Origin of the sequence: Ectothiorhodospira sp. BSL-9 (assembly GCF_001632845.1) — a bacterium.
GTDB lineage: Bacteria > Pseudomonadota > Gammaproteobacteria > Ectothiorhodospirales > Ectothiorhodospiraceae > Ectothiorhodospira.
Genome location: NZ_CP011994.1, coordinates 807,388 through 826,831, shown reverse-complemented (window position 1 = coordinate 826,831; position 19,444 = coordinate 807,388). Strand labels below are relative to the sequence as shown.

Sequence of the window (19,444 nt, the reverse complement as noted above, 5' to 3'; positions counted from 1 at the left end):
ACAAAAACATCCAGGGAAGGGATGCCAACCCAGGCCGCATGACCATCCAGACCCGGAGGTGGGGAGCATGTCATCCAAGACCGATGATTACATCCGATCACGACCGCTGACCTGGCGCGCACCACGCGCCCTGGTCACCCTGTTGCTGGCAACCCTGGCCCTGGGTCTGGCAGGCTGCCTGCCCGACGACAGCGGCTTCGATGGTTCGGTGGATGAACCCAGCACCACCCCGGTGGCCAGCGCGCCAGCGGCGGGGCTTGGGCTGAGCATCACCCGTGCCAGCATCGAGGACGGACACCCTGTGGTGGAATTCACACTACTGGACGAAACGGGCGCCCCGATCACCGACCTCACGAATGCGAGTTTCACCTTTGCCAAACTGGCCCCAAGGAGCCGGTATGGGGATGGTTACGACTGGGTGAACTACATCACCCGGGAGAGGCAGGTGAATCCTGCGGGCTGGACCCACGCCATGTCCGACAATAACCCCGAGGGGGCTCCCATGTTCGGGAACGCCATCCAGGGGGCCGTGGAAAACAGTGGTGACCTTGAAAACCTGGGCAATGGCGAATATCGCTATACCTACAGTCTCAATGTGAATCAGGCAAGCCGAACCATCAGTGGTGAGAATCTGCAAGACCTGTGGCGATGTGTTGAAGGTGGCTCACACGATACGCATGCGTTCTCGGAGGATCTCGGGCTGGATGTTCGCTGTACCTGGGCTGATGGTACTACTCTCCCGAGGGGCGTGCGTATCGAAGGCTCTGGCGACACGCTCACGTATACAGTGGATTACAACCCTGAGTGGACCCACCGTGTCGGTATGCAGCTGGGCGGTGGCATGCCCGCCACAAACGCCTGGTTCGATTTCATTCCGGCGACTGGTGGTATCCCCATGCACGGGGTGGATGCCACCCGCGACATGATCTCCCTGGAGAGCTGCAACACCTGCCACGATGGCACCCTGGCCAAACACGGCGGCAACCGGGTGGAGCCCCAGTACTGCGTCACCTGCCACAATCCCGGCAGTGTGGATCCGGTCAGTGGTCGCAGCATCGACTTCAAGCAGATGGTGCACAAGATCCACCGCGGGCAGACCCTGCCCAGCGTGGCCGCCGGCGTCCCTTACTTCATTCGCAATAACGATTTCAGCAAGCTGCGTTTCCCCCAGGCCGTGCATGAAGATGGTGGGGTTAGCCCCGTGGGTAACTACAGCAATCATGGTGTGGCCCCGGATGGTGAGCCACTTCCTCGCACGGCCTCTTATGGGATCGACAACTGCGTGAAGTGCCACATGGGTCAGGATACCCATGATGAGTTGGTCCTGCTGGCTGGTGGCGAGGATCGCCTGGCCCGTCAGCAACTGGCCGTGGTCACCCCGGACGGGGATAACTGGCACGAGGGTGGGGCCCGCACCGTGGAGGTGTGTGCTTCCTGCCACGACAATGTGTATTGGTACCAGAACGACAGTGAGCACGACGAGCGTCTGCCTGCAATGATGGCAGTGCGTTTTGGGGCCAGCACGGCGGGTCATCGGGGTGACTGGCGCAGTGGGCACCGTGCGGGCTTTGACGGGACGGACTGGCGGGGCGGTGACCCTTTCGGTGAACATCATGAGGGGCAGCAACTGTGGGATACCGGCAACGCCTGCGGTGGCTGCCATAACGAGAGCATTCTTGGTGACATGGCCAATATCGGGCTTCGAGGTATCGATCAAGGCGGTAACAACCGGGTTCGCATGGGGCGCGCCCACCTCAGCTTCACCCGTGCCGCCATTCGTCAGGACCAACTCACCATTCAGTTCGGCTCCGAAGGGGCCACGCTGGATCGTGAGGAGGGCACCATCAGCTTCCGTCTGCGGGTCCGCGACGATGGCCTCAACACCTTCCTGCGCCATGGCGACAACGCCCGTTTTCAGCTGGGTTTCGTCATCGGCTGGCGTGAGCAGAATGCTTCCGGTCTCATCTCAGCGGACTACACCCAGTCCACCGATCCCAGCTGGCCTGGTCGGACCACGGATGTGGGCTGTAACGCGGCCTGCTGGAGCGATGGTGGCAATGGATCCACATTGAACATCCGTGCAGCCAGCAACGGCTACTACGAGGTAAACTATGCACTGCCGCCCGAAGCTCTGGCGAACCTACCCGAACACGGCGTGGGCACCGTGGCGGTGCAGAATCAGGTTGTTCCCCTGGAGACCCGGGGAGAGGTGGCCAGCATCTGGGACGATGGTCGTACCCCACTCGTCAACGCCCTGCACCGCACCACCGAGTTCGCCATCGGCAACGCCGTGGCCGAGCCCCGGCGCAAGGTGGTGGACGTGGAGGAAACCTGCCGGTCCTGCCACATCCGGTTTGCCAAGCATGGTGGCAACCGTCGCAATAATCCGGAGCTTTGCGTGCTCTGCCATAACCCGAACAACACGGATATATCGGCGGGCACACAGCCCTTCATCGCCTTTGGGCGCCTGGGCAACCTTGGGATCTACGACCGCGAGCGCGAGGAGTCCAAGGACTTCAAGCGCATGATTCACCATGTGCACCGTGCCCAGATGGGCGGTGACGGGATTCAACTGCGCGACGTTGTGTTCGGTGGCCCCCTGGATCGTGATACCCCAGCGGGAGAATGGGATCCCCAGGGCCCCTGGGAGGGTGAGGCCCACTTCCCAGGTAGCGTCGGCAACTGCAACACCTGCCACGTGGAGGACAGCTACCAGCTGCCGCTGCAGGCCGGTGTGATCGGCTCCAGCATCCGCACCTTCGACTGGAATAATGCGGACTTCACAAGCGCCGGAACCGGTCAGTTCGGTGCCGACAATAACCTGACGGATATCCACCAGCACGAGAGATTCAGTCCCATCGCCTCGGTGTGCACCTCCTGTCACACCGACGAAGGTTGGCTGCGTGACCACATCCTGCAGCGCGGTGGCTCCATCACCGCGACCCTGGACAACCCGGACCCCATGCAGGAAGGCTGCGTCAGCTGCCATGGCCCGGGCGGTGAGGCCGATATCAGCCGGGTGCATGACGTGCGCCCCCGATAAGGCCGGCCAAGCGATCCTCCAGGCCCCTTGCGGGGTCTCCTGAGCCCCCTTGCCCGTGATGGGTCAGGGGGTTTTTTTTGCTCGTGAAGCCTCGGCATTTACCACCATCCATGCCCCACTTGTGTTTCAGGCGCGACCAGCACTTGCCCCCGAAAGTCACTCTGGTTACCCGGGTATTTAAATTGATAATAATCAATGTAGCTTATCGGTGCAGCCGTCATGCTTATGCCATAAAGGCACACCCATAGAAGCCATGCGGTATTCAGCAGACATGGCGGGGCCAGGAGGAGAGCGATGGATACCATGACCGGCAACGTCATGCTGATCGGTTGGCATGGCTGCGAGTGCAGGAAACTGGAGCGCTGGTTGCGTGATCAGGGCATCGCCTTTGAGTACGTGCACCCGGATGACGTGGCTGGCCCGGAGCGAGCCGCCGTGGCGCTGGTCCGGGAGAGCGGGGCAGACGCCCCAAGGCTTCCATGGCTTGAAGCCTTGATGAAATCCAGCGGCGATCTGCCCACCCTGGTGGTGGGGGAGGGGCTGGTGCCCGAACAGGTCATCCTCGCCACGCGCCTGGGGGCCCTGGATGTGCTGACCGATCCCCTTTGTCGCGAGCAACTCATGAAAGCCATCGACGAGGCCCACGTGAGTTGCCTGAACAGCACGGAGGCGGACGTGCTGCGTGAAGACTGCCCGGCGATCCTGGGTACCTCCTCGCAGATCCTCAGCGTTTACAAGCAACTGGGCGTCGCTGCCTCCAACGATCTCAATGTGCTGCTCACCGGCGAGACCGGGGTGGGCAAGGAGGTCTCGGCCTACTGCATCCATCGCCATTCCCCCAGGGCCAAACAGCCCTATGTGGCCATCAACTGCACGGCCATCCCCGAAGGTCTGCTGGAGGCGGAGCTGTTCGGGTATGCGCGTGGGGCCTATACCAACGCGGTCACCGATGGCGTGGGCAGGATTGAGTCGGCCCACGGCGGCACGTTGCTCCTGGATGAGATTGGGGATATGTCTCTCACCTTTCAAGCCAAGTTGCTGCGCTTCATGGAGGACCGGCAGTTTAATCGGCTGGGTGACTCCGAGCCCCGCGCCGCCGATGTGCGCATCATTGCCGCCACCAACCGCGACCTGGAGGAAGATGTGGAGGCCGGGCGATTTCGCCGGGATCTTTACTATCGGCTTACGCAGCTGCCTATTAGTATCCCGCCCCTGCGTGAGCGGCCCGACGATGTCCGTGCCCTGCTAAGGGCCTTTGTATCGGACGTCAACCTGAACCTGGGGCTGCGAATCACCGGGTTCTCCGATCAGGCAGAGGCTACGGCGGTGGCATATCACTGGCCCGGCAACGTAAGGGAACTCAAGAACGTCGTCTATCAGGCCGCAGTAAGGGCCCGGGTCGGGTGCATCGATGATTTCCCCCTTTCCGGTGGCGCGAACACGCAAGGTGCTGCCGACTCCCACACTGAGACCGCACTGACGGCCCTGATCCAGCGAGCCATCGCTGGTGGACAGGTGAGGGAGTTGTTGGAGGAAGTCGAAGGACTCACCCTGCGATCCCTGCTGGAGGCCTTCGCGGGCAACCGCAGTCGGGTGGCCGAGGAGCTGGGCATGTCACGCAACACGCTGCGCGCCCGCCTGAGGCTGCACGGGCTACAGGTGGAGGGCCAGTAACCGCGTCATCAAGCGGAGGCTCGATCTTCCGGAAGGGACAAAGCCTTCAGTTCCCCTGGGGCTGATCGCCCTCGCACTGGCCTGGGCAGTTCCGGAGTTCTTCCACCGGCTGGGCACCCGCCACCACCTGCAGGCCCTCCAGGTCGAAAATGGTGATCAGCTTGCGATTCACCTCGATCAGGCCGGCACTCTGGAACCGGGTGAACAGCCGGCTCACGGTCTCCACCGCCAGGCCAAGGTAATTGGCGATGTCGTTGCGGGACATGGTGAGGTTGAATTCGGTGCGGGAGAAACCGCGCATGCCCAGGCGGGTGGACAGGCTCAGGAGGAAGGCTGCCAGGCGGGCGTCGGAGGCCTTCTTGCCCAGCAGCATCATGAATTGCTCGTCGGTCTGGATCTCGCGACTCATGATGCGGAAGAGCTGGTGCTGCAGCCCCGGGATGCGCACGGAGAGTTCCTCCAGGCGATCGAAGGGGATCTCGCAGATACTGGTGGTTTCCAGGGCGCGGGCGGCGCAGGGGTGCACCCCGTCACTGATGGCGTCCAGCCCCAGCAGCTCGCCGGGCAGGTGAAAGCCCGTGATCTGCTCCTGGCCGTCGTCGGTGAGGGTGTAGGTCTTCACCGTGCCGGAGCGCACTGCGTATATGGAGTGCAGTCGGTCACCTGGTCGGTAGAGGTGATCCTTGCGTTGCAGGGGACGGCGGCGGTTGATGATCCGCTCCAGCATCTGGAGCTCTTCATCTCCCACCCCAAGTGGCAGACACAGGTCATGCAGGCTGCAACTCTTGCAGGCCTGCTTGAGACTGCCGAGGTCAAGAATCTTCGGGGCCGACATGTCGGTTCAACCACTCCCGCGGTGCAATGACCGCCTGAACACAACCGAAGTCAATATTGCACTTTTTTGGCACCTTACCGAAGGTGGGTGCCCAAGACAAGCAAGATGCGAATTTGTTCCCCACTGTGTTGGCGCCGGCTGTGGTAGGATGCCGATTTGCCATCCGGTCTGTCTTAGCCATGAACCCCCGCACAGCTCAGATCAAGCGAGATACCCTGGAAACCCGCATCGACGTGTGCCTGAACCTGGATGGTCAGGGCCGCGGCGAGTTCGCCACCGGCGTACCCTTCCTGGACCATATGCTGGATCAGGTGGCCCGCCATGGCTGCCTGGATCTGAGCATCCAGGCGGAGGGGGACCTGCACATCGACGCCCACCACACGGTTGAAGATGTGGGCATCACCCTGGGGCAGGCCTTCGCCGAAGCCCTGGGGGACAAGCAGGGTATCCGGCGCTACGGCCATGCCTATGTGCCGCTGGATGAGGCCCTCTCAAGGGTGGTGGTGGATTTTTCCGGTCGCCCGGGCCTGGAGTATCACGTGGAATACCCTCGGGCACGCATTGGTGATTTCGATGTGGACCTGTTCGAGGAATTTTTCCACGGCTTTGTGAACCATGCCCGTGTCACCCTGCACCTGGACAGCCTGCGGGGGCATAACGCCCACCACGTGGCCGAGACCCTGTTCAAGGCGTTTGGGCGTGCCATCCGTATGGCCGCCGAGCCGGACCCCCGCATGCAGGGGGTGACACCCTCCACCAAGGGCAGCCTGTAAACCCTTCCCAAGACCTTGCTGAAGATCCTGATCTCATGAAATTTGTCGCAGTGGTCGATTACGGCATGGGCAATCTGCGTTCCGTGGTCAAGGCCCTGGAGCATGTGGCTCCCGCCGATACCCGGGTGCGCCTGGTGGAAGGCGCCGATGATATCCTCGAGGCGGACCGGGTGGTCTTCCCCGGCCAGGGGGCGGCCCGGGATTGCATGGCGGCGCTGCGGGATCGGAAACTCATCCCCGTGCTCACCGAGGTCGCGACCACGCGACCCTTCCTGGGTATCTGCATGGGCCTGCAGGTGCTCATGGACCGCAGCGATGAGAATGGAGGCACCGATTGTCTGGGGCTGATCGCCGGTGGTGTGCGCCGTTTTGAGGATCATCAGGTCGACGCGCAGGGCCAGCGGCTCAAGATTCCGCACATGGGCTGGAATCAGGTGCACCAGGCACGTGCCCATCCCTTGTGGGAAGGCATCGATCAGGACAGCCGCTTCTATTTCGTGCACAGCTACCATGTGGTGCCGTCCAGCTACCAGATAGTGGCTGGCACCACGCAGTACGGCCTGCCGTTTGCATCGGCCTTGGCCCAGGACCATATCTTTGCCATCCAGTGTCACCCGGAAAAGAGCGCCGCCCCGGGCCTGACCCTGCTGAAGAACTTCATGCACTGGACCGGCGGCGTTTAGAGACCAACCCAGGGGATTGTGATCATGCTGGTGATTCCGGCCATCGACCTGAAAGAAGGCAAGTGCGTGCGCCTGCGCCAGGGGCGCATGGATGACTCCACGGTATTTTCCGAAAACCCGGTGGAAATGGCTGCCCGATGGGTGGATGAGGGCGCCCGACGCCTGCATCTGGTGGATCTGGACGGGGCCATTGCCGGCAAGCCCCGCAATGCGGACATCATCAGCGAGATCGTCAACCGCTTCCCGGACCTCCCGGTGCAGGTGGGCGGCGGTATCCGTGATGACGACACCGTACAGGTCTATCTGGATGCCGGGGTGCAGTGGGTGATCATCGGTACCAAGGCGGTCAGTGCGCCCCACTTCGTGAACGACCTCTGCCTGGAATTCCCCGGCCGCATCATCGTCGGCCTGGACGCCCGCAACGGCAAGGTGGCCATCGACGGCTGGTCCAAGCTCTCCCATCACGATGTGGAGGATATGGCCCAGCACTTCGAGCAGGATGGCGTGGCCGGCATCATCTTCACCGACATCTCCCGGGACGGCATGATGCAGGGCGTGAATATCGACTCCACGGTGAGTCTGGCCCGCTCGGTCAGGGTGCCCGTGTTTGCCTCCGGCGGCGTCACATCCATCGAGGACATCCGCCGCCTGTGTGAAGTGGCCCACGAGGGCATCGACGGTGTCATCGTCGGACGTGCCCTGTATGAGGGCGGCGTGAAGCTCTCCGAGGCCCAGGCCCTGGTGGATCAGCATGCCGGCGGCTGAGGAGGGCGCAAGCCGATGCTAGCCAAACGCATCATTCCCTGCCTGGACGTGGACAGCGGTCGGGTGGTCAAGGGCGTGAATTTTGTGGACATCCGCGACGCGGGTGACCCGGTGGAGGTGGCCCGCCGCTACGACGCCGAGGGCGCCGACGAAATCACCTTCCTGGACATCACCGCCAGTTCCGACGAGCGCGAGACCATCGTCCACGTGGTGGAACAGGTGGCTGAGGAGGTCTTCATCCCCTTGACCGTGGGCGGCGGCATCCGCAAGGTGGACGACATCCGCCGGTTGCTCAACGCCGGTGCCGACAAGGTGTCCATCAACACGGCGGCCGTGTTCAACCCGGATTTCGTGCGCGAGGCTGCCGACAAGGTGGGTTCCCAGTGCATCGTGGTGGCCATTGATGCCAAGCAGGTCTCCGCACCGGGCGAGCCCCTGAGATGGGAGATCTTCACCCACGGTGGCCGCAAGCCCACGGGGCTGGATGCCATCGAATGGGCCCAGCGCATGGTGGCCAACGGTGCCGGCGAGATCCTGCTCACCAGCATGGACCGCGACGGCACCCGCCAGGGCTTCGACCTGCCCCTGACCCGGGCCATCTCCGATGCGGTAAGCGTCCCGGTGATCGCTTCCGGTGGGGTGGGTGAGTTGCAGCACCTGGTGGACGGGGTCACCAAGGGCCACGCCGACGCGGTGCTGGCGGCGAGCATCTTCCATTTTGCCGAGCACACGGTGGAGGAGGCCAAGCAGTTCATGCGGGCCCAGGGCGTGGAAGTCCGACTTTGAATATTCAGTAACCCGGGGCATGCAGCCCCCATGGCTCACGACTCACGACTCATGACACAGAATCCCCTAGACATCGTCCGCTGGAACGACCAGGGCCTGATACCGGTCATCGCCCAGGAGAAGGGCACCGGCCAGATCCTCATGATGGCCTGGATGAACCGCGAGGCCCTGGCGCACACCCTGGAAAAGGGCGAGGCCGTCTACTGGTCCCGCTCCCGGGGGCGGCTGTGGCACAAGGGCGAGAGCTCCGGGCATGTGCAGGTGGTGCACGACATCCGCCTGGACTGCGACTACGATGCCCTGCTGCTCACCGTGGAGCAAAAGGGTGGCATCGCCTGCCACACCGGCCGGCATCACTGCTTCTTCAACCAGTACCGGGACGGCCAGTGGGTGGACGTGGACCCGGTCCTCAAGGATCCCGAAGCCATTTATGGGGGAGGCACCCATGAGTGATGATCGCGTGCTGGAGCAGCTGGCCCAGGTGCTGGAGTCGCGCAAGGGCGCCGATGCCTCCAGCTCCTACGTGGCCAGCCTGTATGCCAAGGGGCTGGACAGCATTCTCAAGAAGGTGGGCGAGGAGGCCACGGAGACCGTGGTGGCCGCCAAGAACGGCGACCCGGATCAACTGGTCTACGAGATGGCCGACCTGTGGTTCCACAGCCTGGTCCTGCTGGCCCACCAGGGGCTGGGGCCACAGCAGGTGCTGGCCGAACTGGAGCGCCGCTTCGGCCTGTCGGGCCTGGAGGAAAAGGCCAGCCGCCAGGGCTAAGCCCGCCAGCCCTGTGGGAGCGGCCCTCGGCCGCGAAGTCTTTCAACAGGCGAAGCCCCACAGGTATCCGGCCCTTCCGAGGGGGGTGTTCCTGGAGGCGGGTGTTCGCCGCATGGATGCGGCGATCAAGCCTACAGGGATGTATTCACGGCGTCCCGCCGTAAGGAACACCCCCCTCGGAAGGGCTTGCCCCGATGGCAAACCCAGGGGGGCTGGGTCAGGCCTGCCATTCGCGGCCGAGGGCCGCTCCCACGGGGCCAGGTTCCCACGGGGGCTGCTCTGCCTCGGGGCCGCCCCCACAGGGTGGGCGACCTGAAGGGGTGGTTTCTGGTATAACCGGCATATCGGCGCCTGGATTCAGGCACCCTCAAAGTCATCAGGAGGCAACACATGGGTTTTGGCGGCATCAGCATCTGGCAATTGCTCATCATTCTGGTCATCGTGGTCCTGCTGTTCGGCACCAAGAAGCTGCGCAACATGGGCGGGGACCTGGGCAGCGCCATCAAGAACTTCAGGCAGTCCGTCAAGGATGGTGAAACCGAGGGTGACACCACCGCCGGCAAACCGGGCGAGCCCGAAGAAGGCAAGCCCCTGGAAGACAAGGGCGGTCGTGTGTTCGACGCCCAGGCGACCGAAGAAAAGCCCAAGGAAGGCGAACGCCAGTCCTGAAACAGCTCCTGGGCCGCCCCACGGGGCACCCCCCCGGCCACCCTCAAACGTCGGTTGACGCGCGCGCATGTTCGATTTCGGATTCTGGGAACTGATCATCATCGCCCTGGTGGCACTCCTGGTCGTGGGTCCGGAGCGCCTGCCCAAGCTGGCCCGTGAGATCGGGCGCTGGGTGGGCAAGGTCAAACGCTTCGTCAGCAGCGTGCGCTCGGATATCGAGCAGGAGCTGCGCACCGACGAACTCAAGGCGATGCTTCAGGACCAGGAAAAGGAAATCAATCGCCTCAAGACCATGATGGAAGATACCGAGCAGGACCTGCGCCGCGAAGTGGACAAGACCCAGCACAAGGTCAAGTCCATGGAGCAAGAGATCAAGGAAGACGGCAGCGGAGACTTCCCCAAGCCCGCCGACCAGATCAAGGCCCAGGCCAAGGGCAACGCATCCCGCAACGGAAACGATCCAGACAAGCCGGCGAAGTCCCAAGATGAATCAAAAGTCTGAATCCGCCCAACCCGGCGAGGAAGGTGAGGGCACCCTCCTTTCCCACCTGTTTGAACTGCGCACGCGGCTGCTGCGCAGTGTGCTGTGCATCCTCGTGGTGTTCCTGGCCCTGTTCCCGTTCGCCAACACCATCTACACCTATCTGGCCGGGCCGCTGATGGCCCACCTGCCGGAAGGCGCCAGCATGATCGCCATCGAGGTGGCCGCGCCCTTCCTGATCCCCTTCAAGCTGGTGCTGATGCTGGCCATCGTCATCTCCGTGCCCTTCCTGCTCTATCAGGCCTGGGCGTTCATCGCTCCGGGGCTCTACAAGCACGAAAAACGCCTGGCGGTGCCGCTGCTGGTCTCCAGCACCCTGCTGTTCTATCTGGGGATGGCCTTCGCTTACTTTGTGGTCTTCCCCCTGATATTCGCCTTCTTCACCGCCTCGGCCCCGGAAGGCGTCGCGGTGATGACGGATATCTCCCGTTATCTGGATTTCATCATCCTGCTGTTCCTGGCCTTCGGCATCGCCTTCGAGGTGCCCATCGCCACCATCCTGCTGGTGGCCATGGGGCTGACCACACCCCAGCAACTGGCGGCCAAGCGCCCCTATGTGATCGTGGGTGTGTTCGTCGTCGGCATGGTGCTCACGCCGCCGGATATCATCTCTCAGACCCTGCTGGCACTGCCCATGTGGGTACTGTTCGAGATCGGTATCATCCTCTCCCGGATCATGATCAAGAAGAAGGCCGAGGCCGAGGGCAGGGATCCTGGCGATGCAACCGATGGCCCCCTGTCCGAGTCCGATATGGATGAAGAGCTCGACCGTGCCGAGGCCGAGGAACGTCGCAATCGTCAACGACAGGACACCTGAATGTCGCAGTCATCCCCGAACACCCCCCGCCGTCCCACCCTGTTGATCATCATGGACGGCGTCGGGGTCAATCCCGGTAAACTCAACAACGCCTTCCATGATGCCAACACCCCGCGCCTGGACGCCTTTCTCGCCCGGAACGCCCATACGGTAATCGAGACGGCGGGCCGTGCGGTGGGGCTGCCGGACGGACAGATGGGCAACTCCGAGGTGGGGCACCTGACACTGGGTTGTGGCAGCGTGATCCGTCAGGATCTGGTGCGTATTGATGATGCCATCGAGGATGGCAGCTTCGCGGAAAACGAGGCCCTGGTGGCGGCAGCCAAGGCCGCCAAATCCGCCGGTCGACCGCTGCATCTGGTGGGCCTGGTGTCCGACGGTGGCGTGCATAGCCATACCCGACACCTGCATGCCCTGATTCGCCTATGCGCTCAGCATGGCGCCAAGCCCATGGTGCACATGATCACCGATGGGCGTGATACGGCTCCCAAAGCCTCTCCCAACTACCTGCCGGAACTCGAAGCCCTGCTCAAGGAGGTGGGCGGGAGCATCGCCACCGTCAGTGGCCGCTATTACGCCATGGACCGTGACAAGCGCTGGGACCGCGTTCAGTTGGCCTTCGATGCCATGGTCCATGGCAAGGGCGTGAAGGCATCCAACGCCCGTGCTGCCCTGAGCGGTGCCCACGAGGCAGGTGAGACCGACGAGTTCATCAAGCCGCGGGTGATCCAGAAGCAGGGCACCATCAAGGCTGATGATTCGGTGGTGTTCTTCAACTTCCGCAACGACCGGCCGCGTCAGCTCACGGAAGCCCTGAGTCAGGCCGGATTCGAGCACTTCGAGCGGGGAAGCTTCCAGCCGGTCACAGTGACCTGTCTCACCCTTTATGATGCCCACTTTGATCTGCCCGTGGCCTTCCCCCCCGAGCGCCCGGAGCTCACCCTGGCCCAGATCATCAGCCGCCAGGGTCTCAAGCAGTTCCACTGCGCCGAGACCGAGAAATACGCCCACGTCACCTTCTTCTTCAACGGGGGCGTGGAAGAACCGGCCGAGGGTGAGGACCATGAGATGATCCCGTCGCCCCAGGTGGCCACCTATGACCTGAAGCCGGAGATGAGTGCGCCGGAAGTGGCCGACGCCACCATCAAGGCCCTGGAGAGCGGCCAGTACGACTTTGTGCTGGTGAACTTCGCCAATGGCGACATGGTGGGCCATACGGCGGTGTACGAGGCGGTCGTGGCGGCCGTGGAAGCCGTGGACACCCAGGTGGGTCGGGTGCTGGATGCGGCCATCGCACAGGGCTACTCAGCCATCGTCACCGCCGATCATGGCAACTGCGAGGAACTGATCGACCCGGTGACCGGCGAGCCCCACACCCAGCACAGCATGTATCCCGTGCCCTGCATGATCATCGACCAGGAGCGCTGGCGCCTGATGACCGGCGCCGGGCTGAGCGCCATAGCACCCACGGTGCTGCAACTGATGGGGCTGGAGCAACCGGAGCAGATGACGGGGCGCTCCTTGCTGCTGGAATCGCTGCCCGGCTGAGGGCTCAGCCTGGGTCCGGGTTGTTCGCCTCACGGCAATAGAAATACACCAGATTGTCGGTGTTTTCCGTGAGCGGGCGACCCAGACTCAGGTAGCCCGACCCCTTGAGAGGAATGGTCTCCTGATGAACCAGCCGCTCATCGCCCGAGGGTTCCTGCAGGTAGGTGCCGTTGAGGCTTTGCTCGATGAGCACAAAGCGTCCGTCGCGATGGACGATGCGGGCATGCTCCCTGGAGACGTGATCCTGCGGAACCACCAGGTCGCAGGTGTTGCGCCGGCCCAGCAGGAAGTCATCCTTGCCCTCGTAGAGATTGACCACCACGTCCCGGTAATGGAGAAGCAGGCTTCGCCCCTTGAGATTGCGCAGTGCCGGGGATGAGCGCTGGGCCGTGTCCAGCATGGAGCCGGTTTGCCCTGGCGGCCTGGATGTGACGGCCTCGGCACCTGTCAGTGGGCCCTCGCCGTTAGTGGAGCGCCGATCCACCTGGCGACGCCGGTTGCGGGTGACCCACACCCCCTGGCTGTCCCTGAACGGGTAGGAGGGGCGTGAGTCATAACGCCGCCGTTCTCCCTTCCTCCTGATGTCCATGTGCCTGCCTTCTGATGTCATCAGACTTTGACTATTGGCGGAGTATAAACCAAAGCTCAAGTTCAACACTGTGACGGACCTCGATGCGTATTGCCAAGGCACAGGCGCGTGATAGCATTCGGAGTTCAAGACCCTTTCTTTCACACGGTCACTCTCCATGTTCAGTGTGTCCAGCCTTGCTGGCCCGGGGCGTTTCAGGCCCAAGCCCAATGATCTGACCCGCCTTGCGCCCTGGGTGACGCTGGCACTGGTGATCCTGTTGGCCTGGTCCCTGGCCCGGGTGACCTGGGACATGCTGGCCCCCCCATCGGCACCCATGTCGGCCGCAGGGACTGTCCGCCCTGGGCCACCTCCCATCGTCACTCAGGAGCGCCGGGATGATGGTCTGGAACGTGTGGCCCGGCTGAGTCTGTTTGGTGAAGCCGAGCGCACCGTGGAATCGCCGCCCGTTCCCACCGAAGCCCCGGAAACCCGCCTGCGCTTGAGCCTCAAGGGTGTGATCGCCTTTGCTGATCCCAGCCTGGGTGTAGCCCTTATTTCCGGAGAGGGCACGGATGAAAGACATTATCTGGTGGGTGCCTCCCTGCCTGGCAACGCCACCCTGGAACAGGTCTTTGCGGACCGGGTGATCCTCTCGCGGCAGGGCCGTTTCGAGATGCTGCGCCTGCCCCGGGAGCTGATGGGTGAGGCTGCGGTGCAGCGAGGGGCCTCAAGGCCCACGGCCTCACAGGTCGGATCATCCGATGGCGAGGCACCCGTGAACGCAGGACTGGCGGCGGATCTTGCCGCACGCCGTGACAACTGGCTGGAGAATCCCAACCGCTTCATGGAGGCGGTGCGCATCCGCCCAGTGATGGAGCAGGGCCGCATCAAGGGCTTTTCCATCGCTCCCCGACGCGATGCGGCCCTGTTCCGCCAGGCCGGGTTGAGGCCCGGGGACGTGGTCACCGCCATCAATGGCGTGGCGGTGGGAAATATTGACGATCCACAGGCCCTGGCCGGGCAGCTGTCCGAGGCACGTGAGGTCACCCTGGAAGTGGAACGGCAGGGGCGGATGATGACGGTGACATTGCCCCTGGGTTCCTGAATCTGGCCCAAGGGACAAATGATGCACACCCATGCCCCCACCATGCCCGACATCAGACAAGAGGACGCAACGTGCTAATTGATTTTCGGCCATGGCCCGCGATGGCAATACGCCGTGCCCGCCTCTCCCTGGTGGGTCTTTTTCTGCTCTGCCTGGGCGCGGCGCCCCTGCTGGCACTGGCCGGTGACCATTCGGAGGCCACCCTCAACTTCCGCGACGTGGACATCAACGCGGTGATTGATTATGTCTCCGAGGAGACCGGTACCAACTTCATCGTCGATCCCCGGGTGCGTGGACGTGTCACCCTGGTGTCGGGCCGTCCGGTGGATCGCTCGGAGTTGTACGACATCTTTCTCTCGGTGTTGCGGGTGCATGGGTTTGCCGCCATCGAGTCCGACGGAGTGGTCCGCCTGATACCCGATGCCATCGCCAAGCAAGGTGAGGTGCCTACCATCTCCGGCCCGAGGGAGGCCCGTGGAGGTGACTATGTGACCCGCGTGATTACGGTCAACCACGTGGATGCTGCGCAACTGGTCCCCATCCTGCGCCCCCTGGTCCCGCAAAGCGGTCATCTGGCAGCGTCGCCGGAATCCAATACCCTGGTGGTCTCCGATACCGCCAGCAACGTCAATCGCCTGGTGGAGATCATTGGCCGCATCGACCAGGAAAGCCGCGAGGACATGGAGGTGATCCCCCTGGAGCACGCCTCGGCCACCGAGGTGGCGCGCATCGTCACCACCATGGAGTCGGCCGAGGGTCGTCAGCGCTCCTCGGCCCAGGTGCGGGTGATCGCCGATGAGCGCACCAACAGCATTCTGCTGGGCGGTGAGCCCAAGCGTCGGGTGGCCATCCGTGCGGTGATCTCCCATCTGGACATCCCCGTGGAAGGGGGCAACACCCAGGTGGTGTACCTGCGCTATGCCAATGCCGCAGACGTGGCCGATGTCCTCTCCGGCCTGGCTGGCTCCTTCCTCTCCGGGGGGGGAGCAGATCAGGCGCCCAGCATTCACGTGCATTCCCATGAAAGCACCAATGCCGTGGTGATCAACGCCCCGCCGGATATCATCCGCGACATGCGGGCCGTGATCCGGCAACTGGATGTGCGGCGTGCCCAGGTCCTGGTGGAGGCGGTGATCGCCGAGGTCTCCACCGAGCGCGCCCGGGAATTGGGCGTTCAGTGGGCCGTGGGCTCCGAGCGCGATGGCATCGGCATCCTGAACTTTCAGGGGGCCAGTCCCAGCCTGATCGGTCTGGCTGGTGGAGTGCAATCAGGCGATCTGTCCAATGTGAATTTTGGCAGCGGGCTTGCGCTGGGGGGCATTGGCTACTCGGGTCGTACCACCATTGCCGCCCTGATCAACGCCCTGGCCAGTGATTCGGCCAGCAACATCCTCTCCACCCCCAGCCTGCTCACCATGGATAATGAGGAGGCTGAGATCATCGTTGGTCAGAATGTGCCTTTCCGCTCAGGGCGTGCCATCGAGCAGTCCGGGCAGGCCTTCGATACCATTCAGCGTCAGGACGTGGGCGTGAAACTCATGGTCAAACCGCAGATCAACGAGGGCAATGCCGTCAAGCTGCAGATCGAGCAGGAGGTCTCCCAGGTGGCCCCCACGGTAGCCAGCCTTGATGCCGCCGATCTGATCACCAATACACGCAGCCTGCGTACCAGTGTCATGGTGGACGATGGTGACATGGTGGTGCTGGGCGGGCTCATCGACGACGTGCTGGTGCAGAGCGAGAGCAAGGTGCCGGGGCTGGGCAGCATCCCCGGGCTGGGGCGTCTGTTCCGTTACGAGTCCTCACGCAAGGAAAAGCGTAACCTCATGGTGTTCCTGCGCCCGGTGATCGTCCGTGACCGCGCCACTCAGGCGGGCCTCACGGCCAGCAAATACAATCACATGCGCGCCGAGCAGCTCTACTCACGGGAGCTTGGGGTGTTGATGATGGGTGATGATGCGGTGCCCGTTCTGCCGGAATGGGATGAGCTGCTGCATCTGCCGCCCCCCTTTGAGGCCAGCAGCCAGGCCCGGGCCGCTGGCCTGTCGATCCAGCCGCCGCCGTCACGCCGATGAACGCCCGTCACGAACTGGAGATCCCCGGCGAACTCCTGCCGGAAGCCTCACCGGAACCGGAGTCGACCCCCGAGGTTCGGGGGGTGAGCTTCGGTTTTGCCCGTCGCCATGGCGTGGTGGTCATGGAAGAGGAGGGGGCGGCGGTGCACGTGGTCTGCCGGGAGGATGTGAGCAGTCAGAGCCTGGCGGAACTGCGTCGCCACCTGGGCCGCCCCCTGAAACTGGAGCCAGCCCCCGAGGCCCGTTTCGACGCCATCCTGCGGGCCCGGTACGAGAGCAGTGCCAACGATGCCATGCAACTCATGGAGGGCATGGGTGAAGAGGACGATCTGGACAGTGTGGCCCAGAGCCTGGCCGAGCCCGAGGACCTGCTGGAAACGGAAGATGATGCCCCCATCATCCGCCTGATCAATGCCCTGCTCACCGAGGCGATCAAGGAGAACGCCTCGGATATCCACATCGAACCCTTCGAGTCCCGTCTGACGGTGCGCTTCCGGGTGGACGGTGTGCTGCGCCAGGTGCTGGAGCCGCCCCGTGTGCTGGCACCGCTGATCATCTCCCGCATCAAGGTCATGGCGCGCCTGGACATCGCGGAAAAACGCTTGCCACAGGATGGCCGCATTTCCCTCAAGGTGGCGGGCCGTGCAGTGGACGTGCGGGTGTCCACGCTGCCTTGTGGCCATGGCGAGCGGATCGTGTTGCGCCTGCTGGACAAGCAGGCCGGGCGACTGAACCTCACCCACCTGGGCATGGATCCCGATAGCCTGGAGACCATGCAGCGGGTGATCGCCCGTCCTCATGGGATCGTGCTGGTCACCGGCCCCACCGGATCGGGCAAGACCACCACCCTGTACGCGGCGTTGACCCAACTCAACGACCGCAAGCGCAACATCCTCACCGTGGAGGACCCCATCGAGTATTACCTGGATGGGGTGGGTCAGACGCAGATCAACAGCAAGGTGGACATGACCTTCGCCCGCGGCCTGCGGGCCATCCTGCGCCAGGACCCGGACGTGGTCATGGTGGGGGAGATCCGCGATGTGGACACCGTGCACATTGCCGTGCAGGCCAGTTTGACCGGCCACCTGGTGTTCTCCACCCTGCACACCAATACCGCCGTGGGTGCCATTACACGTTTGCGGGACATGGGGGTGGAGCCCTTCCTGCTGTCCTCCACCCTGGTGGGCCTGCTGGCCCAGCGTCTGGTGCGCCTGCTCTGCCCCCATTGCCGGCAACCCTATCAGGCCAGCGAGACCGACTGCCGTCTGCTGGGGTTGCCGCCGGGTGAGCCACCTACCCTGTATCGTGCCACCGGTTGCCCCGAGTGCAATCAACTGGGCTATCGTGGGCGAACGGGCATCTATGAACTGGTGGAGGTGGACGATGCCCTGCGCACCCTGATTCATGATGGCGCCGGAGAGCAGGCCCTGGAGCGCCATGCCCGCCAGCATGGCCCCAGCATCCGCCAGGACGGCGTGCGCCGGATCCTGGCCGGCGACACCACCGTTGAAGAAGTGCTCCGCGTGACCAAGGAAGACTGAGCACCATGCCCGCCTTCGAGTATGCTGCCCTCAAGCCCACGGGCCGTCAGGTCCGGGGTGTGCTGGAAGGGGATACCCCCCGCCAGGTCCGCCAGCAACTGCGTGAGCGGGGGTTCACCCCCCTGTCCGTGGAGGCGGTGCAGCAACGGGAGAAGCGGCGGTTGCAGCTGCCGGGCATCGCCCGTGGCATCAGTGCCATGGACCTGTCCCTGATCACCCGGCAGCTGGCGACCCTGGTGCGCTCGGGGCTGCCCCTGGAAGAGGCCCTGGGCACTGTGGCCCGGCAGAGCGAGAAGGCCCGCATCCGCAGCATGCTCATGGCGGTGCGCACCCGGGTGATGGAAGGACATACCCTGGCCCGGGGCCTGGGAGACTTTCCCCATGTGTTCCCGGATATCTACCGCACCACCGTTTCCGCCGGAGAGCAGTCCGGCCACCTGGACGTGGTGCTGGACCGCCTGGCCGATTACACGGAAAACCGCCAGCAGATGCGTCAGAAGATCCAGCTGGCCCTGTTCTATCCGGCCATCCTCACCACCATGGCCCTGCTGGTGACCGTGGCCCTGCTCACCTATGTGGTGCCCGAAGTGGTACAGGTGTTCGTGGGCATCGGTCAGGAACTGCCCTGGCTGACCCGCACGTTGATCGCTGTCAGTGATGGTCTCAGGGATTACGGCCTGTATTTACTGGGCGGGCTGGCCCTCGGTGCCCTGGCGGTCGAACGCCTGCTGCGTCGCCCAGGGCCCCTGCATGCCTGGCACCGATTCCTGCTGCGTCTGCCCTTGATCGGCCGGCTCACCCGAGGCATCAATACCGCACGCTTTGCCCGTACCCTGTCCATCCTTTCCGCCAGTGGTGTGACGGTGCTGGAGGCGCTGCGCATTGCCGCCCAGGTGATGGCCAACCGCCCCATGCGCGCGGCGGTGGAGGCCGTGGCCCAGCGGGTGCGCGAGGGCTCGGGCATCGGCGTGGCCCTGGAACGCAGTGGCTACTTCCCGCCCATGACCGTACACCTCATCCGCAGCGGCGAGGCCAGCGGTGCCCTGGACGACATGCTGGACCGGGCGGCGGCCAATCAGGAACGGGAACTGGAAACCCGCATCGCCATGCTCATGGGTGTGCTCGAACCCCTGCTGATCCTGGTGATGGCCGTGGTGGTCCTGATCATCGTCCTGGCCATCCTGCTGCCCATCTTCGAACTCAACCAGCTGGTCACCTGACGGACCGGCCCCATCCGTTCCTCTGCAAA

The 19,444-nt window shown here is 63.7% G+C and carries 16 protein-coding genes and 2 pseudogenes; 16 read left to right on the top strand and 2 right to left on the bottom strand.

Features of this window, described 5'->3' with window-relative positions; genetic code table 11:
* The first annotated feature begins 67 nt into the window (after window positions 1-67).
* Both ECTOBSL9_RS04110 and ECTOBSL9_RS04105 read left to right on the top strand, forming a co-directional pair.
* Window positions 68-3,043 carry an OmcA/MtrC family decaheme c-type cytochrome gene (locus ECTOBSL9_RS04110; protein WP_063463997.1) on the top strand — a complete coding sequence of 992 codons (2,976 nt, stop codon included), beginning with the start codon at window positions 68-70 and terminating at the stop codon, window positions 3,041-3,043.
* Window positions 3,044-3,337: 294 nt separating this feature from the next.
* Window positions 3,338-4,717, top strand: coding sequence for a sigma-54 dependent transcriptional regulator (locus tag ECTOBSL9_RS04105; protein WP_082829726.1), 1,380 nt, complete (start codon window positions 3,338-3,340; stop codon window positions 4,715-4,717).
* A 46-nt stretch (window positions 4,718-4,763) separates the two neighbouring features.
* Here ECTOBSL9_RS04105 and fnr read toward each other — a convergent pair whose 3' ends face one another.
* Window positions 4,764-5,552, bottom strand: a complete 789-nt coding sequence (gene fnr, locus ECTOBSL9_RS04100; RefSeq protein WP_025280402.1) for a fumarate/nitrate reduction transcriptional regulator Fnr — start codon at window positions 5,550-5,552, stop codon at window positions 4,764-4,766.
* 179 nt (window positions 5,553-5,731) lie between these two features.
* On the opposite strand from fnr, the gene hisB reads away from it, so the two are divergent.
* From hisB to gpmI, 10 genes and pseudogenes are all read left to right on the top strand, one after another.
* Window positions 5,732-6,325: an imidazoleglycerol-phosphate dehydratase HisB gene (gene hisB / locus ECTOBSL9_RS04095; RefSeq protein ID WP_063463996.1), complete on the top strand. Its 594-nt coding sequence runs from the start codon at window positions 5,732-5,734 to the stop codon at window positions 6,323-6,325.
* Between the two features lie 35 nt (window positions 6,326-6,360).
* On the top strand, window positions 6,361-7,008 hold the full coding sequence (gene hisH, locus ECTOBSL9_RS04090; RefSeq protein ID WP_063463995.1) for an imidazole glycerol phosphate synthase subunit HisH: 648 nt from the start codon (window positions 6,361-6,363) through the stop codon (window positions 7,006-7,008).
* A 24-nt stretch (window positions 7,009-7,032) separates the two neighbouring features.
* Entirely contained in the window at window positions 7,033-7,773 is a 741-nt protein-coding gene (gene hisA / locus ECTOBSL9_RS04085) for a 1-(5-phosphoribosyl)-5-[(5-phosphoribosylamino)methylideneamino]imidazole-4-carboxamide isomerase (RefSeq protein WP_063463994.1), read from the top strand.
* Window positions 7,774-7,788: 15 nt separating this feature from the next.
* Window positions 7,789-8,559, top strand: a complete 771-nt coding sequence (gene hisF / locus ECTOBSL9_RS04080) for an imidazole glycerol phosphate synthase subunit HisF (RefSeq protein ID WP_063463993.1) — start codon at window positions 7,789-7,791, stop codon at window positions 8,557-8,559.
* A 51-nt stretch (window positions 8,560-8,610) separates the two neighbouring features.
* Window positions 8,611-9,012 (top strand): phosphoribosyl-AMP cyclohydrolase, encoded by a 402-nt coding sequence (gene hisI / locus ECTOBSL9_RS04075; protein ID WP_063463992.1) that lies wholly within the window; start codon window positions 8,611-8,613, stop codon window positions 9,010-9,012.
* Window positions 9,005-9,328 carry a phosphoribosyl-ATP diphosphatase gene (locus ECTOBSL9_RS04070; RefSeq protein ID WP_063465994.1) on the top strand — a complete coding sequence of 108 codons (324 nt, stop codon included), beginning with the start codon at window positions 9,005-9,007 and terminating at the stop codon, window positions 9,326-9,328. The genes hisI and ECTOBSL9_RS04070 overlap by 8 nt, the downstream gene beginning before the upstream one ends.
* A gap of 390 nt (window positions 9,329-9,718) precedes the next feature.
* A complete protein-coding gene (gene tatA / locus ECTOBSL9_RS04065; protein WP_063463991.1) occupies window positions 9,719-9,997 on the top strand; it encodes a twin-arginine translocase TatA/TatE family subunit in 279 nt (92 codons plus the stop codon).
* A 67-nt stretch (window positions 9,998-10,064) separates the two neighbouring features.
* Window positions 10,065-10,323 (top strand): annotated as a pseudogene (gene tatB / locus ECTOBSL9_RS04060) (Sec-independent protein translocase protein TatB); the annotation flags it as partial.
* A gap of 159 nt (window positions 10,324-10,482) precedes the next feature.
* Window positions 10,483-11,274: pseudogene (gene tatC / locus ECTOBSL9_RS04055) on the top strand (twin-arginine translocase subunit TatC); the annotation flags it as partial.
* An 81-nt stretch (window positions 11,275-11,355) separates the two neighbouring features.
* Window positions 11,356-12,903: a 2,3-bisphosphoglycerate-independent phosphoglycerate mutase gene (gene gpmI / locus ECTOBSL9_RS04050; RefSeq protein ID WP_063463989.1), complete on the top strand. Its 1,548-nt coding sequence runs from the start codon at window positions 11,356-11,358 to the stop codon at window positions 12,901-12,903.
* A 4-nt stretch (window positions 12,904-12,907) separates the two neighbouring features.
* Here gpmI and ECTOBSL9_RS04045 read toward each other — a convergent pair whose 3' ends face one another.
* On the bottom strand, window positions 12,908-13,492 hold the full coding sequence (locus tag ECTOBSL9_RS04045) for an FHA domain-containing protein (RefSeq protein ID WP_063463988.1): 585 nt from the start codon (window positions 13,490-13,492) through the stop codon (window positions 12,908-12,910).
* A gap of 157 nt (window positions 13,493-13,649) precedes the next feature.
* Here ECTOBSL9_RS04045 and gspC point away from each other — a divergent pair, with 157 nt between their 5' ends.
* The 4 genes from gspC (at window position 13,650) to gspF (ending at window position 19,415) form a co-directional block, all read left to right on the top strand.
* Window positions 13,650-14,579 (top strand): type II secretion system protein GspC, encoded by a 930-nt coding sequence (gspC, locus tag ECTOBSL9_RS04040; protein ID WP_063463987.1) that lies wholly within the window; start codon window positions 13,650-13,652, stop codon window positions 14,577-14,579.
* 101 nt (window positions 14,580-14,680) lie between these two features.
* Window positions 14,681-16,654, top strand: coding sequence for a type II secretion system secretin GspD (gspD, locus tag ECTOBSL9_RS04035; RefSeq protein WP_063463986.1), 1,974 nt, complete (start codon window positions 14,681-14,683; stop codon window positions 16,652-16,654).
* Window positions 16,651-18,195, top strand: a complete 1,545-nt coding sequence (gspE, locus tag ECTOBSL9_RS04030) for a type II secretion system ATPase GspE (protein WP_063463985.1) — start codon at window positions 16,651-16,653, stop codon at window positions 18,193-18,195. The genes gspD and gspE overlap by 4 nt, the downstream gene beginning before the upstream one ends.
* Before the next feature lie 5 nt (window positions 18,196-18,200).
* On the top strand, window positions 18,201-19,415 hold the full coding sequence (gspF, locus tag ECTOBSL9_RS04025; RefSeq protein WP_063463984.1) for a type II secretion system inner membrane protein GspF: 1,215 nt from the start codon (window positions 18,201-18,203) through the stop codon (window positions 19,413-19,415).
* Window positions 19,416-19,444: the final 29 nt, after the last annotated feature.

Coding starts and splice junctions, on each gene's coding strand:
- ECTOBSL9_RS04110 (WP_063463997.1), top strand. CDS start 68: ATGTCATCCAAGACCGATGATTACATCCGATCACGACCGCTGACCTGG.
- ECTOBSL9_RS04105 (WP_082829726.1), top strand. CDS start 3,338: ATGGATACCATGACCGGCAACGTCATGCTGATCGGTTGGCATGGCTGC.
- fnr (WP_025280402.1), bottom strand. CDS start 5,552: ATGTCGGCCCCGAAGATTCTTGACCTCGGCAGTCTCAAGCAGGCCTGC.
- hisB (WP_063463996.1), top strand. CDS start 5,732: ATGAACCCCCGCACAGCTCAGATCAAGCGAGATACCCTGGAAACCCGC.
- hisH (WP_063463995.1), top strand. CDS start 6,361: ATGAAATTTGTCGCAGTGGTCGATTACGGCATGGGCAATCTGCGTTCC.
- hisA (WP_063463994.1), top strand. CDS start 7,033: ATGCTGGTGATTCCGGCCATCGACCTGAAAGAAGGCAAGTGCGTGCGC.
- hisF (WP_063463993.1), top strand. CDS start 7,789: ATGCTAGCCAAACGCATCATTCCCTGCCTGGACGTGGACAGCGGTCGG.
- hisI (WP_063463992.1), top strand. CDS start 8,611: ATGACACAGAATCCCCTAGACATCGTCCGCTGGAACGACCAGGGCCTG.
- ECTOBSL9_RS04070 (WP_063465994.1), top strand. CDS start 9,005: ATGAGTGATGATCGCGTGCTGGAGCAGCTGGCCCAGGTGCTGGAGTCG.
- tatA (WP_063463991.1), top strand. CDS start 9,719: ATGGGTTTTGGCGGCATCAGCATCTGGCAATTGCTCATCATTCTGGTC.
- gpmI (WP_063463989.1), top strand. CDS start 11,356: ATGTCGCAGTCATCCCCGAACACCCCCCGCCGTCCCACCCTGTTGATC.
- ECTOBSL9_RS04045 (WP_063463988.1), bottom strand. CDS start 13,492: ATGGACATCAGGAGGAAGGGAGAACGGCGGCGTTATGACTCACGCCCC.
- gspC (WP_063463987.1), top strand. CDS start 13,650: ATGTTCAGTGTGTCCAGCCTTGCTGGCCCGGGGCGTTTCAGGCCCAAG.
- gspD (WP_063463986.1), top strand. CDS start 14,681: ATGGCAATACGCCGTGCCCGCCTCTCCCTGGTGGGTCTTTTTCTGCTC.
- gspE (WP_063463985.1), top strand. CDS start 16,651: ATGAACGCCCGTCACGAACTGGAGATCCCCGGCGAACTCCTGCCGGAA.
- gspF (WP_063463984.1), top strand. CDS start 18,201: ATGCCCGCCTTCGAGTATGCTGCCCTCAAGCCCACGGGCCGTCAGGTC.